The sequence below is a fragment of the Streptomyces sp. MUM 203J genome (assembly GCF_022414595.1).
Classification (GTDB): Bacteria; Actinomycetota; Actinomycetes; order Streptomycetales; family Streptomycetaceae; genus Streptomyces.
In genome coordinates, this window is record NZ_JADWYO010000017.1 from 26,150 (window position 1) to 40,895 (window position 14,746).

The 14,746-nt window shown below is 73.7% G+C and carries 11 protein-coding genes; 5 read left to right on the top strand and 6 right to left on the bottom strand.

From position 1 onward, the window contains the following. Window positions 1-46: 46 nt before the first annotated feature. Both I3F58_RS11975 and map read right to left on the bottom strand, forming a co-directional pair. Window positions 47-3,679: an ABC transporter ATP-binding protein gene (locus tag I3F58_RS11975; RefSeq protein ID WP_374207955.1), complete on the bottom strand. Its 3,633-nt coding sequence runs from the start codon at window positions 3,677-3,679 to the stop codon at window positions 47-49. A gap of 382 nt (window positions 3,680-4,061) precedes the next feature. Then, entirely contained in the window at window positions 4,062-4,829 is a 768-nt protein-coding gene (map, locus tag I3F58_RS11980; RefSeq protein ID WP_240108320.1) for a type I methionyl aminopeptidase, read from the bottom strand. Window positions 4,830-4,881: 52 nt separating this feature from the next. Here map and I3F58_RS11985 point away from each other — a divergent pair, with 52 nt between their 5' ends. Next, the gene (locus I3F58_RS11985) at window positions 4,882-5,166 is read left to right on the top strand and encodes a helix-turn-helix domain-containing protein (RefSeq protein WP_240108321.1); all 285 of its coding nucleotides are present in this window, start codon (window positions 4,882-4,884) and stop codon (window positions 5,164-5,166) included. Window positions 5,167-5,357: 191 nt separating this feature from the next. Continuing rightward, window positions 5,358-6,170: an endonuclease I family protein gene (locus I3F58_RS11990; protein ID WP_240108322.1), complete on the top strand. Its 813-nt coding sequence runs from the start codon at window positions 5,358-5,360 to the stop codon at window positions 6,168-6,170. A gap of 76 nt (window positions 6,171-6,246) precedes the next feature. Here I3F58_RS11990 and I3F58_RS11995 read toward each other — a convergent pair whose 3' ends face one another. Next, window positions 6,247-7,962, bottom strand: coding sequence for a thiamine pyrophosphate-binding protein (locus tag I3F58_RS11995; protein ID WP_240108323.1), 1,716 nt, complete (start codon window positions 7,960-7,962; stop codon window positions 6,247-6,249). Between the two features lie 141 nt (window positions 7,963-8,103). Beyond that, the gene (gene speB, locus I3F58_RS12000) at window positions 8,104-9,066 is read right to left on the bottom strand and encodes an agmatinase (protein ID WP_240108324.1); all 963 of its coding nucleotides are present in this window, start codon (window positions 9,064-9,066) and stop codon (window positions 8,104-8,106) included. 81 nt (window positions 9,067-9,147) lie between these two features. Here speB and I3F58_RS12005 point away from each other — a divergent pair, with 81 nt between their 5' ends. The 3 genes from I3F58_RS12005 (at window position 9,148) to tesB (ending at window position 12,760) form a co-directional block, all read left to right on the top strand. Then, window positions 9,148-10,599: a PucR family transcriptional regulator gene (locus tag I3F58_RS12005; protein WP_240108325.1), complete on the top strand. Its 1,452-nt coding sequence runs from the start codon at window positions 9,148-9,150 to the stop codon at window positions 10,597-10,599. Between the two features lie 118 nt (window positions 10,600-10,717). Beyond that, window positions 10,718-11,875, top strand: coding sequence for an acyl-CoA dehydrogenase family protein (locus tag I3F58_RS12010; protein ID WP_240108326.1), 1,158 nt, complete (start codon window positions 10,718-10,720; stop codon window positions 11,873-11,875). A gap of 6 nt (window positions 11,876-11,881) precedes the next feature. Then, window positions 11,882-12,760 (top strand): acyl-CoA thioesterase II, encoded by an 879-nt coding sequence (gene tesB / locus I3F58_RS12015; protein ID WP_240108327.1) that lies wholly within the window; start codon window positions 11,882-11,884, stop codon window positions 12,758-12,760. A 442-nt stretch (window positions 12,761-13,202) separates the two neighbouring features. Here the strand turns inward: tesB and I3F58_RS12020 are convergent, their stop codons facing one another. Beyond that, entirely contained in the window at window positions 13,203-13,985 is a 783-nt protein-coding gene (locus I3F58_RS12020) for a phosphatase (RefSeq protein WP_240108328.1), read from the bottom strand. 37 nt (window positions 13,986-14,022) lie between these two features. Beyond that, the gene (locus I3F58_RS12025; protein ID WP_240108329.1) at window positions 14,023-14,643 is read right to left on the bottom strand and encodes a TetR/AcrR family transcriptional regulator; all 621 of its coding nucleotides are present in this window, start codon (window positions 14,641-14,643) and stop codon (window positions 14,023-14,025) included. Window positions 14,644-14,746: the final 103 nt, after the last annotated feature.

The window sequence follows — 14,746 nt, forward strand, 5'->3', positions numbered from 1 at the left end:
CGCCCGGCCGCCCCGTACTCAGCCCCCGTACTCATCGGCCCCGCACTCAGGCGACCCGCTCCGGCTCGCCCTCGCCGATGAACGTGCGCCACAGCTCGGCGTACCGCCCGCCCAGCGCCAGCAGCTCGTCGTGGGTGCCGTCCTCCGCCACGCGCCCGTGGTCCATGACGACCACCCGGTCCGCGCGGGCGGCGGTGGAGAGGCGGTGCGCGACGACCAGGGTCGTACGCCGCCCGGCCAGCCGGTCGGTCGCCTGGTTGACCTGCGCTTCGGTCGCCAGGTCCAGCGCGGCCGTGGCCTCGTCGAGCAGCAGCACGTCCGGGTCCACCAGCTCGGCCCGCGCCAGGGCGATCAGCTGCCGCTGGCCCGCCGACAGGTTGCGTCCCCGTTCGGCCACCTCGTGCAGGTAGCCGCCCTCCAGGGTCGCGATCATGTCGTGCGCCCCGACGGCCCGCGCCGCCGCCTCCACCTCGGCGTCCGTCGCGCCGGGCCGCCCGTAGGCGATGGCGTCCCGGACCGTGCCGGGGAAGAGGTACGCCTCCTGGGGGACGACGCCGAGCCGGTGCCGGTAGGCGGTGAGGTCCAGGTCCCGCAGGTCGCTGCCGTCGACGGTGACCCGCCCGGCCGTCGGGTCGTAGAACCGCGCGACCAGCTTGACCAGCGTCGACTTCCCGGCGCCGGTCTCCCCGACGAACGCGACGGTCTGCCCGGCCGGGATCCGCAGGTCGACGCCGCTGAGCGCCTCCTCGTCGTCCCCGTACGCGAACGAGACACCGTCGAAGGCGATCGCGCCCTTCAGCGCGTTCACCGGCTCCGGCTCGGCCGCCGGGGCCGTCGAGGTCGGCTCCCGCAGCAGTTCCTGCATCCGCCGCAGCGAGACGGACGCCTGCTGGTAGCCGTCGAAGACCTGCGAGAGCTGCTGCACGGGCGCGAAGAACAGGTCGATGTAGAGGAGGTACGCGACGAGCGCGCCCGCTGTCAGCGTCCCGGCCTCGATCCGGCCCGCGCCCACCACCAGCACCGCCGCCGCCGCGAGCGAGGACAGGAGCTGGACGAACGGGAAGTACACCGAGATCAGCCACTGGCCTCGCACCCGCGCCGCCCGGTAGGAGAGGCTGCGCTCCACGAACCGGGCGCCGCCCGACCGCTCGCCGCGGAACGCCTGCACGATCCGCAGCCCGGCGACGGACTCCTGGAGGTCGGCGTTGACGACGCTGATGCGCTCACGCGCCAGCTCGTACGCCTTGACGCTCGCGCGCCGGAAGAAGAACGTGCCGATGATCAGCACCGGCAGCGTCGCGAACACGACGAGCGCGAGCTGCACGTCGATGACGACGAGCGCGACCATGATCCCGAAGAAGGTGACGACCGCCACGAAGGCCGTGACCAGCCCGGTCTGGAGGAAGGTCGACAGCGCGTCGACGTCCGTCGTCATCCGGGTCATGATCCGTCCGGTCAGCTCCCGCTCGTAGTAGTCGAGCCCGAGGCGCTGGAGCTGGGCGAAGATCTTGAGGCGCAGGGAGTACAGCACGCGCTCGCCGGTCCGCCCGGTCATCCGGATCTCGCCGGTCTGGGCCGCCCACTGGACGACGACGCTCAGCAGGGCCAGCGCGGACGCGGCCCACACGGCGCCGAGGGCGAGACGGGTGACGCCCTCGTCGATGCCGTGCCGGATCAGTACGGGCAGCAGCAGGCCCATGCCCGCGTCGACGGCGACCAGCAGCAGGCTGGCGAGCAGTGGCAGCCCGAATCCGCGCAGCAGCCGCCGCAGCCCGTACGACTCCTCCGGCCGGGTCGCCCGCGCCTCGTCCACGTCCGGGGTGTCGGTGGCCGGGGGCAGGGCGGCCACCTGGGCCAGCAGTTCGGGCGTGGCGCCCGGGGTGGTGTCCTCGCCGGCCTCGGCGGCCTCGCGCTCCCAGAGGGCGGGGGTGATGCCGCGCTCGACGTCGAACGCGGCGTCGAGTTCGGCCCGTACGGCCCGGTCGTCCTCGTCCTCGTCCCCGTCCTCGCGGGGCGCGGCCTGGGGCAGGTGGCCGGGGGAGACGCCGCCCAGTTCGTCGGGGTCGGTGAGGAGGCGCCGGTAGAGGGCGGACCGCGCCTGGAGTTCCTCGTGCGTACCGATGTCGGCCAGCCGCCCGCCGTCGAGCACGGCGATCCGGTCGGCCAGGCCCAGGGTGGACCGGCGATGGGCGATGAGCAGGGTGGTGCGCCCGGCCATCACGGACCGCAGTGCCTCGTGGATCTCGTGCTCCACGCGCGCGTCGACGGCCGAGGTGGCGTCGTCGAGGAGGAGCAGCCGGGGGTCCGCGAGGATGGCGCGGGCGAGCGCGATGCGCTGCCGCTGACCGCCGGAGAGGGTGAGTCCGTGCTCCCCGACGGTGGTGTCGTACCCGTCGGGGAGCTCGTCGATGAACCGGTCGGCCTGCGCGGCCCGGGCGGCGGCCTCGATCTCCTCCCGGGCGGCCCCGGGGCGTCCGTACGCGATGTTGGCGCGGACGGTGTCGGAGAACAGGAAGCTGTCCTCCGGTACCAGCCCGATGGCACCGCGCAGCGAGGCGAGGGTCAGGTCCCGCACGTCGTGCCCGCCGACCCGGACGGCACCGCCGGTCACGTCGTAGAAGCGCGGCAGCAGCAGCGAGACGGTGGACTTGCCGCTGCCGGAGGACCCGACGACGGCCACGGTCTCTCCTGGCTCGATGACCAGCGAGAACCCGTCGAGGACGGCCCGGGACCCGCCTTCGTAGGAGAAGGAGACGTCGTCGAACTCGACTCGCGCGGGAGCATCGCCGGGAAGCTCCTTCCGGCCGTCCTCGATGAAGGGCTCGGTGTCGATCAGATCCAGCACGCGCTCGACGCCGGCCCGGGCCTGCTGGCCGACCGTGAGGACCATCGCGAGCATCCGCACGGGCCCGACGAGCTGCGCGAGGTAGGCGGAGAAGGCCACGAACGTACCGAGGGTGATCTGCCCCCGGGTGGCGAGCCAGCCGCCGAGCGCGAGCATGGCGACCTGCCCGAGCGCGGGCACGGCCTGGAGAGCGGGGGTGTAGCGGGAGTTGAGCCGGATGGTCCGCAGCCGCCCGGCGAACAGGGTCCGGCTCGCGTCGCGCAGTTTGCCGGTCTCCTGGTCCTCCTGCCCGAACCCCTTGACGACCCGCACGCCGGTGACGGCCCCGTCGACGACTCCGGCGACCTGCCCGGCCTGGGCCTGGGCGTACCAGGTGGCCGGGTGGAGCCGGGTACGGCTCCGCCTGGCGATGAACCAGAGGGCGGGGGCCACGGCGAGGACGACGAGGGTCAGCGGCAGGGAGAGCCAGGCCATCACACCCAGCGAGATGAAGAACAGCAGGAAGTTCCCGATGGTCATCGGGAGCATGAAGAGCAGACCCTGGATGAGCTGGAGGTCGCTGGTGGCCCGCCCGACGACCTGCCCGGTGGACAGCTCGTCCTGCCGCCGCCCGTCGAGCCGCGACACGGACGCGTACATCTCGGCCCGCAGGTCGTGCTGCACGTCGAGCGCGAGGCGCCCTCCGTAGTACCGGCGGACGAAGGTCAGCACGTACACGGCCACCGCTGCGGCGACGAGCAGCGATATCCACAGGCCGAGGGACTGCTCGCCCGCCCCGATCACATCGTCGATGACGATCTTGGTGATGAGCGGCACGAGCGCCATGAGCGCCATACCGCCGAGTGAGGACCCGAGCGCGAGCCACACGTCGACGGGATGTCTCCGGCAGTACCCCCACAGCCGCCGCGCCCACCCTTCACCGGGTTCCTGTTGCCGTTCCCCCACCGCCGACGCCACGTCTGCGACCTCCCGTTTCTCCGCTTCCCTACCGCAAGGCTGCAACAGGGACGGGGCGGGTTTTCATCCCGCCCCGCCCCTGCCCGGCCGAGGTCCCGACTTTCGTCCTAGGCCCACGGCCGACGGCTCCGCTCATCCGCCGCGGGCCGTGCGTCCTCCACCGTGCCGGCCGGGCCGCGGCGGCCCGCGCCACGAGGCGGAGGGGGTGACCACGGCCGGATCCCCCGGACCGACCGGTCCGTGCGGGACCGTGAGGAGGCTAGAGCGCCGTCAGGACACGGGGGCCGGCGTCCGTCACGGCGACCGTGTGTTCGGCGTGGGCCGCACGGCTGCCGTCGTCGGTGCGCAGCGTCCAGCCGTCGCGGTCCACGTGGAAGCCGTCCGAGCCGCCGCCTATGAGCATCGGCTCGATCGCCAGCACCATGCCGTGCCGGAGCCGCATGCCACGGCCGGGCCGGCCCTCGTTCGGCACCTCCGGGTCCTCGTGCATCCGGCGGCCCACACCGTGCCCGCCGAAGCCCTCCGGGATGCCGTAGCCGGCGGCGCGGCACACGGTGCCGATGGCGTGCGCGATGTCACCGACGCGGTTGCCGACGACGGCCGCGGCGATGCCCGCGTCCAGTGCCTCACCGGCGGTCTCGGCCAGCCGTACGTCCTCGGGGCGCGGCCTGCCGACGGTGAAGCTGATCGCGCTGTCGCCGACCCAGCCGTCCAGGCGGGCCCCGAAGTCGAGGGAGACGAGGTCGCCGTCGCGCAGCCGGTAGCGGGTGGGGATGCCGTGCACGATCGCGTCGTTCACGGAGGCGCACAGCACCCCGGGAAACGGGACGGGGGCGAACTCGGGCCGGTAGCCGAGGAACGGCGACCCCGCGCCCGCCTCCCGCAGCACCTCGCGGGCCACCCGGTCCAGCTCCAGCAGGGACACGCCGACACGGGCCGCCTCCCGTGCCGCCGTCAGGGCGCGGGCCACGACGCGGCCCGCCTCTCGCATCGCATCCAGGGACGCGTCGGTCTTCAGTTCCACCATGACCAATTACTATACCGGTATAAAAATTGGGCACCGCGGTAGACTGCCCGCCATGGTCCGCACCCCCCTCACCCCCGAAGAGCGCGAACGCGGCGAGCGGCTGGGCCGGCTGCTCCGCCAGGCCCGGGGCAGCCGCAGCATGGCCGAGGTCGCCGCCGGCGCGGGACTGTCCACGGAGACGCTGCGCAAGATCGAGACCGGCCGGGCACCCACCCCCGCCTTCTTCACGGTGGCGGCGCTGGCCACGGAGCTGGACCTGTCCCTGGACGCACTCCTCACCCGGTGCGCGGCGGCGGGGGAGCCCGCCGGGGACACGGCGGGCCCGGCAGCGGCCTAGCTACCGCGGAAGCGGCACCGCACGGCCCACGGCGGACAGCTTGGGCACGCGCATGACAACGACACCGAATTGACGCGTACCGTTCACACTCCGGTGACCGGTCCCGTGCGACTCTCCCCTTGCCGCAACCGTCAACTCGCGTAGACGACCCCACCGTTCGCGCGAGAATCACCCCCGGAAGGGGCTCCCCCATGCCCTCTGCGCCGACCACCTCCCTACGGGCCGGACGCCGCTGGAAGCTGCCGCTGCTGGCCGCCGCGGTGCTCGTCGGGTGCACCGTGCCCGGCACCGCCGGCGCCAGCGCCGCGACCGCCTCGTACGACGAGACGTACTACGCCTACGCGTCCGGCAAGTCCGGTGCCGCGCTCAAGGACGCGCTGCACACGATCATCAGCGACCAGCGCAGGATCTCGTACTCCGCCGTCTGGAACGCCCTCAAGGAGACGGACGAGGACCCGGCCGACCCCGCCAAGGTCGTCCTGCTCTACAGCGGCACCTCCCGCAGCAAGAACCTCAACGGCGGCGGTGTCGGGGACTGGAACCGGGAGCACGTCTGGGCCAAGTCCCACGGCGGCTTCGGGACCAGCACCGGACCCGGCACCGACCTGCACCACCTGCGGCCCACCGACGTGCAGGTCAACAGCATCCGCGGCAACAAGGACTTCGACCGGGGCGGCAGCCCGGTGAACGGCGCCCCCGGCAACTACACGGACGCTGACTCGTTCGAGCCGCGGGACGCCGTGAAGGGCGATGTCGCCCGCATGATCCTGTACATGGCCGTGCGCTACGAGGGTGACGACTACTGGCCCGACCTGGAGCCGAACAACTCGGTCGACAACGGCAGCGCGCCGTACCACGGGCGGCTCTCCGTGCTGAAGCAGTGGCACCAGGAGGACCCGCCGGACGCGTTCGAGAAGCGCCGCAACGACGTGATCCACCAGCAGTACCAGTACAACCGGAACCCGTTCATCGACCACCCGGAGTGGGTGGAGGCGATCTGGTAGGCACCCGCCCCTCCCCCTCCCGCCGCATCGGTGTGCGGCGGGAGGGCCAGGGCGCAGGCGCGCCCGCCGGGTGCGCCTAGACGTGCGTCGCCGCGAACATGCGCGGGTTCGCCTTCAGCACCACCACCGACGGGACCCCCGACGACAGGGCCTGCCCCAGGTCCCGCTCCAGCCCCTCCGGGGTCGTCCGCGTCGCGCGCACACCGAACGACTCCGCCAGCGCCACGAAGTCCGGGCCCGCCAGGTCCGTGCCCGTCGGGCGGCCGTACGCCTCCGTCATGTACTCGCGCAGGATGCCGTAACCGCCGTCGTCGACGATCAGCCAGGTCACCGGCAGGGCGTGCTGCTTCGCGGTCGCGAGTTCCGCGATCGAGTACAGGGCGCCGCCGTCGCCCGACACGGCCAGGACCGGGCGGGTGCGGTCCGCCACCGCCGCGCCCAGCGCCGCCGGGTACGCGTAGCCGAGGCCGCCCGCGCCCTGCGCCGAGTGCATGGTGCCGGGGCGGCGGGGGTCGAAGGCCGACCAGGCCCAGTACGACAGGATCGTCATGTCCCAGAAACCGGGGGAGTCCGCGGGAAGCGCCCGGCGGATGGACCGCAGCAGGTCCTGTTCCGTCGTCAGGTCCTGTGCCTCGATCCGGGACCGGATCCTGGCCAGGACCTCCCGTACGCGGTCCGCCGCATCCGGGTCCGTGCGCTCCCCCACCCTCTCCAGCAGCGCCTGCAGTGCCGGGCGCGCGTCCGCGTGGATGCCCAGCGCCGGGTGGTTCGACTCCAGTTTCCCGAGGTCCGCCTCGATCTGGATCACCCGGCCGCGCGGCGCGAACGTGTGGTAGTTCGAGGACAGTTCGCCCAGACCCGAGCCCACCACCAGCAGGATGTCCGCGTCCTCCAGGAAGTCCGTCATGTGCCGGTCCTCCAGCCACGACTGGAGCGACAGCGGATGCTCCCACGGGAACGCACCCTTGCCTCCGAAGGTCGTGACGACCGGGGCCGAGAGGCGCTCGGCCAGGGCCCGGAGCTTGCCGGAGGCGTCCGCGCGGACCACTCCGCCCCCCGCGACGACCGCGGGGCGCTCCGCCTGCGTCAGCAGGTGCGCCGCCAGCGCCGTCAGCTCCGGGCGGGGCGGGAGCGGGTCCGGGGTGGCGTCGGGGGCCGTGACGGGCGGCAGCGTCGTCGGGGCCGTCAGGACGTCCTGCGGGATCTCCACCCACACGGGGCCGTGCGGGGGCGTCAGCGCCGACCGCCAGGCCGCGGCGATCGCGGACGGGATCTGGGAAGCACTCCTGACCGGGTGCACGGACTTCACGATGTCGCGGAACGACGCCTGCTGGTCCCGCAGTTCGTGCAGGTAGCCGCGACGGCCCCCGCCGAGCCCGGCCACCGGGACCTGCGCGCTGATCGCGACGACCGGGGCACTGGCGGCGGCGGCCTCCTGGAGGGCGGGCAGGGAGGTCAGCGCGCCCGGGCCGGTGGAGAGGAGGAGCGGGGCCGCCTCACCCGTGACCCGGCCGTAGGCGTCGGCGGCGAAGCCCGCGTTGTTCTCGACACGCAGCCCTATGTACGTGAGGTCGGAGCGGCGCAGGGCGTCGAACATGCCGAGCGCGTGCTGGCCCGGCAGGCCGAAGACGGTGGTCGCGCCGAGCCCGCGGAGCGTCTCCACGACGAGGTCGCCGCCGAGCCTCCCGGCCGTCAAGCGGCGGGAGGCGCCGCCCTGGGGGGTGGCGGGCGGATGCGGTGCGGCGGCCGCCGCACCGGTGGAGCGCGGCGGCAGGTCGTGTGCGTGGGTCATGGGCGTCCGTCTCGGCAGGGTTGCGGATGCGGTCCCGGGGCCGGGTCCGCCTGCGCCCGTCCTCCCCCGGCTCTCGGCTCCGCCCACCGGGGGCCTCCGTCCGGCGGAACGACGGCCCTCAGGCGGTCCCGGCGGCGTCGGCTACGCGCGGGCCGCCGCGATCTGGCGGCTCATGATCGTCGTCAGCTCGTACGCCGTGTGGGACGCGGCGACCGACGTGATCTCGGCGTGGTCGTACGCGGGGGCGACCTCCACCACGTCCGCCGAGACCAGGTTGCAGGAGGCCAGCCCCCGCAGGATCTCCAGCAGCTCGCGGGAGGTCATGCCGCCGGCCTCGGGCGTGCCGGTGCCGGGGGCGTGGGCCGGGTCGAGGCAGTCGATGTCGATGGAGATGTACAGCGGACGGTCACCGATCCGCTGGCGGAGCTGGTCGGCCACCTCGTCGGCGCCGCGCCGGTACACGTCCGCCGAGGTGACGATGCCGAAGCCCATCTTCTCGTCGTCCGTCAGGTCCTGCTTGCCGTACAGCGGGCCGCGGGTGCCGACGTGCGAGAGCGCGGACGTGTCGAGGATGCCCTCCTCGACGGCCCGGCGGAACGGCGTGCCGTGCGTGTACTCGGCACCGAAGTAGGTGTCCCAGGTGTCCAGGTGGGCGTCGAAGTGCAGCAGGGCGACGGGGCCGTGCTTCTTCGAGACGGAGCGCAGCAGCGGGAGGGCGATGGTGTGGTCGCCGCCCAGGGTCATGAGCCGGGCGCCGGTGCCGAGCAGGTCGTCCGCGGCGGCCTCGACCGTCTCGACGGCCTCGTTGATGTTGAACGGGTTCACGGCGATGTCGCCGCCGTCCGCGACCTGGGCCAGCGCGAAGGGCGAGGCGTCCTGCGCGGGGTTGTAGGGGCGCAGCAGGCGGGAGGCCTCACGGATGGCGTTGCCGCCGAAGCGGGCACCGGGACGGTACGAGACACCGGAGTCGAACGGCACTCCGATCACGGCGACGTCCGCGGTACCGACCTCGTCCAGGCGCGGCAGCCGGGCGAAGGTCGCGGGACCGGCGTAGCGCGGGACGCGGGAGGAGTCGATGGGGCCGCGGGGGGTGTCGGTGCTCATGGGACGAAGGTACGCGAGCGCAAGGGCGGACAGAAGTGTACGTTTCTTCCATCTGTACGGCTCCGAGTAGAGGAAACGTCCATGCCAGGCCCCGCGTCACCCACCGCCCCTTTCGCGCCGCCCGTGCGGCTGGGCGCGCTGCTGGCGCGGGAGGAACTGGGTCTGCGGCTGGTCGCGGGTGATCCGGAGACCGAGCTGCACTGGGTGCACACGTCCGAGATGGCCGACCCGTTCCCGTACCTGCTGGGCGGGGAGCTGCTGTTGACGGCGGGCGTGCAGCTGGCGCGGACCGACCCGGGGCGGTTCGCGGCGCGGGTCGCGGAGGCGGGGGCGGCGGCGCTCGGGTTCGGGGTGACCCCGGTGTACGACACGGTGCCGGAGCCGCTGGCCGAGGCCTGCGTCCGGCACGGGCTGCCGCTGCTGGAGGTGCCGCCGCGGACGCCGTTCTCGGCGGTGGCCCGCGCGGTGTGGGCCCTGATGTCCGAGGCCCGGCACCAAGGACTGCGCCGGGCGACGGACGCCCAGCGCGCCCTGGCCACGGCCGCGGCCCGCCCCGACCCCGTACCGGCGGTGCTGCACGCCCTGGCCGGGCACCTGAGCGGCCGGGCCGCGCTGTACGCGCCGGACGGCACCGAGTACGCGGCGGACGGCCGGGGCCTCACCCCCGAGGAGGGCGCCGCCCTGGAGCGCCTGGTCCGGCTGGTGGCCGGCACCGGCCGGCGTCCGTCGTCCGCGGCCGACACGGGCCCGGGCGGAGTGCGGCTGGCCGCGTACAGCCTGGGGACGGGCGCGCCGGGGCTGACGCTGGGCCTGGCGATGGCCCGCAGGGAGGAGTCGGACCAGCGGATCGCGGAGACCGCGATGGTGCTGCTGTCCCTCCTGACCGCCCCCCACCAGGCCGCCGACGAGGCGACCCGCTCGGCCGCACTCGTACGGCTCCTGCTGGGCGCCGGCCCGTCGGACGTGGCTCCGCTCCTGGGCGAGGCGCCCTGGACCGTGGTGCACGCCCGGGGCCCCGGCGCCGCCCCGGGCACCGCCTCCCAGGCCCCGCCCCCGGCCCTGGGCAGTCCGCTGGTGGACGTCCGCGAGGACGGCACCGTCCGGGTGCTGCTCCCCGCCGCCCGCGAGGTGGGCCCGCATCCCGGCTGGACCCTCGGAGTGAGCGCCCCGGCCGCCCCCGGAGACCTCCGCGCGGCGGACGCCCAGGCCGCCCGCGCCCTCCGCCGCGCCGAGGCGGCCCGCGCCCCCCTGTCCCGCCACCACCCGAGCGGGTTCGCCGCCCTGGTGGACGAGGGCGAGGCCGCCGCGCACGCCGGCGCCCTGCTGGCACCGCTGTCCGGCGCGCCCGCCCTGGCGGAGACCCTGCACGCCTGGCTGTCCCTGCACGGCAGCTGGGACCGCACCGCCGCCGCCCTGGGCGTCCACCGCAACACGGTGCGCCAGCGGATCGCGCGGTGCGCGGCGCTGCTGGACGCGGACCTGGACGACGTGGAGGTCCGGATGGAGCTGTGGTTCGCGTTGCGGTGGCGGTGAACGTCCGGTCACGCTGACGGTTGTGATCTGAACGACTCTGGACAGAGTCGATGACCCGCGAGTAACTTCGTTATGAGCAAGCGCTTAGTCGCATCATCGTCGAGTGGAGGGCCGCACCGTGCGCCGTACCGTATTCAACGAGGACCACGAGGCCTTCCGGGAGACCCTGCGGGCCTTCGTCGAGACCGAGGTCGTGCCCGTATACGACGAGTGGTTCGCCGCGGGTCAGGCGCCCCGCGACTTCTACTACAAGCTCGGCGAGCTGGGCATCTTCGGCATCAACGTCCCCGAGGAGTTCGGCGGCGCGGGCCTGGACACGCACAAGTTCGAGGCCGTCCTGTACGAGGAGACCTCCCGCGCGGGCGTCCAGTTCGGCGGCTCCGGCGTGCATGTGCTGCTGGCCCTCCCGTACATCAAGATGCTCGCCACCGACGAGCAGAAGAAGCGGTACCTGCCCAAGTTCGTCTCCGGCGAGGAGATGTGGGCGCTGGCGATGACCGAGCCGGGCACCGGCTCCGACGTCGCGGGCATGAAGACCACCGCCAAGCTGAGCGAGGACGGCACGCACTACGTCCTCAACGGCGCCAAGACCTTCATCACCGGCGGCGTCCACGCCGACCGCGTGATCGTGTGCGCCCGGACCTCCGCCCCGTCCGCCGAGGACCGCCGCTTCGGCATCTCCCTGTTCGCGGTGGACACCAAGTCCGAGGGCTACTCGATCGGCCGCAAGCTGGACAAGCTGGGCCTGCGCACCTCCGACACCGCCGAGCTGGCGTTCGTCGACGTGAAGGTCCCGGTCGAGGACCTGCTGGGCGAGGAGGGCAAGGGCTTCTCCTACCTCGGTCACAACCTGGCCTCCGAGCGCTGGGGCATCGCCTTCGGCGCGTACGCTCAGGCCAAGGCGGCGGTCCGGTTCGCCCAGCAGTACGTGCAGGAGCGCACGGTCTTCGGCAAGCCGGTCGCGCACTTCCAGAACACCAAGTTCGAGCTGGCCGCCTGCCAGGCCGAGGTCGACGCCGCCGAGGCCGTCGCGGACCGCGCGCTGGAGGCGCTGGACGCGGGCGAGCTGACCCCGGCCGAGGCCGCCTCCGCCAAGCTGTTCTGCACCGAGGTCGCCCACCGCGTGATCGACCGCTGCCTCCAGCTGCACGGCGGCTACGGCTACATGAACGAGTACCCGATCGCCCGCCTGTACGCGGACAACCGCGTGAACCGCATCTACGGCGGCACCAGCGAGATCATGAAGTCGATCATCGCCAAGTCGATGGGCCTGTAAGTCCCCGTGACCCAGGCGCTCGACGACCTCCTCGACCTGCTCGACCTGGAGCGGGTCGAGGAGAACATCTTCCGCGGCCGGTCCCGGTCGGCCATCGTGCCCCGGGTCTTCGGCGGCCAGGTCGCGGCCCAGGCGCTGGTCGCGGCCGGCCGCACGGTCCCCGCCGACCGCACCGCGCACTCGCTCCACTCGTACTTCCTGCGCATGGGCGACCCCGGCGCACCGATCGTCTACACCGTGGACCGCATCCGCGACGGCCGGTCGTTCACGACCCGCCGGGTGGTGGCGGTCCAGCACGGCCAGCCGATCTTCCACCTGTCGGCGTCCTTCCAGACGTACGAGGAGGGCCTGGAGCACCAGGCGGAGATGCCGCCCGCCCCCGACCCGGAGACCCTGCCGACCGCGGAGGAGGCCCTCCCCCGCTACGCCCACCGCCTGGCGCACCCGAGCATCGCGGAGCGCCTGCTGAAGGCACGGGAGGCGGTGGACCTGCGGTACGTGGCGCAGCCGCCGTACGCGACGGCCGGCGAGCCGCGGGAGCCGCGCTCGCAGGTGTGGTTCCGCGCGAACGGCAAGCTGGCGAGCGACGACCCCCTCCTGCACATCTGCCTCGCGACGTACGTCTCCGACATGACCCTGCTCGACTCGGTGCTGCTCGCGCACGGCCGGGGCGGCTGGGCGGTCGGTGACGTGGTGGGCGCGTCCCTGGACCACGCGATGTGGTTCCACCGCCCGTTCCGGGCCGACGAGTGGCTGCTGTACGACCAGGAGTCCCCGTCCTCCTCGGGTGGCCGCGGCCTGGGCCAGGCCCGCATCTACACCCGGGACGGCCGCCTGGCGATCTCGGTCATCCAGGAGGGCGTGGTGCGGGTCCCGCGCGCCTAGCCGGCGCGCTGCGCCTGAAGGCCCCCGGACGGTTCCGGCCGGGCGCCGAGAGGCCGGGACGCCCGGTCTGCGTGAGGGAACCCAGGCTGCCGGGCGGACCGGTCCACCGGCGTATCACCGGCGCCGGACACACCGGGCGGTGTCCGGCGGACCGCACCCGGACCGCCGGGCCCGGCAAGCCGCTCCCACGCTCCCGGCCGGGCCGGGGCACAGCCGCCCCGCCGGTTCCTCGGCACCCGCCGATGCCGCGCACCGGCGCCCGCCCCGGTGCCGCATCCGCGCGCGCCGGGTACGGCACCGGGGCGGGCACGACCGGCCCGGCCGTCGGCATCACCCGCCCGGCGCCTCCTCCGGGCCGTTCGGTGCCGGAGAGCGGGAGCCGGGAGCCCGGGAACGGCGACGGGGCGGGGCCCCGGGCCCGGGAAGGGGCGGGGTGAGCCCCCTACGCCGTCAGCCCCGCCGCGTCCAGCAGATACGCCGTCATCGGCTCATAGAACCGCGGGTCCAGGACATGGTCGTCCAGTGGCACCGCGACCTGGAGCGTCCCCTCCGCCTCCGCGAGGAACAGCGCGGGGTCGTTGCAGTCCGCGTACCCCACCGCGTCGATCCCCCGCTGGGCCGCCCGCCCCGCCCAGCCGTGATCGGCCACCACGAGGTCGGGCAGCGCCTGGTCCAGCGCCCGCAGCCCGTCCAGCACGGCGTTCATCGGCTGGGGCGAGTGCGTGTGCCACAGGCTCGCGCCCCGCTCGAAGACCGCGACGTCCGCGAACTGGACGACATACCCCTCGTCGGCGGTGAGCCCGCCGGGGATCCGCACGATGTCGCACCCGACGGCACGCAGCGCGGCGGCCGTCCGGCTGTGGACGTCCAGCAGGGCGCCCGGGTGCCCGGTGGCGAACAGCACCCGTTCCCGCCCGGCCGCGGCCTTCCGCAGGCGTGCCGCCATCCGGTCGAGCCCGTCGACGGTCAGTTCGGGGTCGATGGTGTCCTGGCCGGCCCGGTGCTCGGGGTCGTCGTTGACCCCGCACCGCTCGGCCATGACCGCGAGCACGTCCTGCTCGTCGGACCACCGATCCCCCAGTTCCAGGCCCAGCCAGTAGTGCCGTTCACCGTTGGCGAGGCTCCGGTAGTGGGCCAGGTTGTTGTCGCGCGGTGTGGCGACGTCCCCGGCGATACGCGTACGGACAAGGTGCTCGACGAGGGCGGGGCGGCTGGGTATCGGCATTCCCCCATTGTGCCGCCCGGCACTCGCCGCGTCCGCGTCATTCCACGGCGTGGACCGGCGCGCCGGTCAGCGAACCGAAGGCGCCGTGCGCCAGACGGCGCAGGAGGGCCTCGGTGGTGTGGCGGGCCGACGGGTCGCCTGCCGTGGAGGCGGAGCCCAGGTGCGGGGTCGAGTTGAGCAGCCCGAACACCGCGTGGACGGCCGCCCTGGCCTGCTGTTCCGTCTGCTCCGGGTAGAGCGCGCGGACCACCTCGACCCACACCTCCACATACTGCCGCTGGAGCTGTCGGACCCGCTTGCGGTCGGCGTCCCGGAGGCGGTCCAGCTCCCGGTCGTGCAGGGTGATCAGGGAGCGGTCGTTGAGGGCGAAGTCGATGTGTCCGTCGATCAGGGCGGCCAGCAGGGCGTCCGGGTCGCCGTCGGCCTCCGCGACCCGCTGCCGCCCGCCCTCCAGCAGCCGTTCGCTGATACCGACCAGCAGCTCCGCGAGCATCGCGTCCTTGCCCGCGAAGTGACGGTAGAGCCCGGGGCCGCTGATGCCGACGGCCGCCCCTATCTCGTCGACGCCCACTCCGTGGAAACCGCGCTCGGCGAAGAGGCGGGCGGCCTCCCTGAGGATCTGCTCCCGGCGGGTCGGGGCGTCGGTCCTGGTGCTCATGGGACTGATTCTAGACAAGGGGGTTAGCGGTCGTTAACCTGAAGGCACACGTTAACGCTCATTAACCGAGTTGTAGCAGTGGTACGGGCAAGGGGGCTCGACA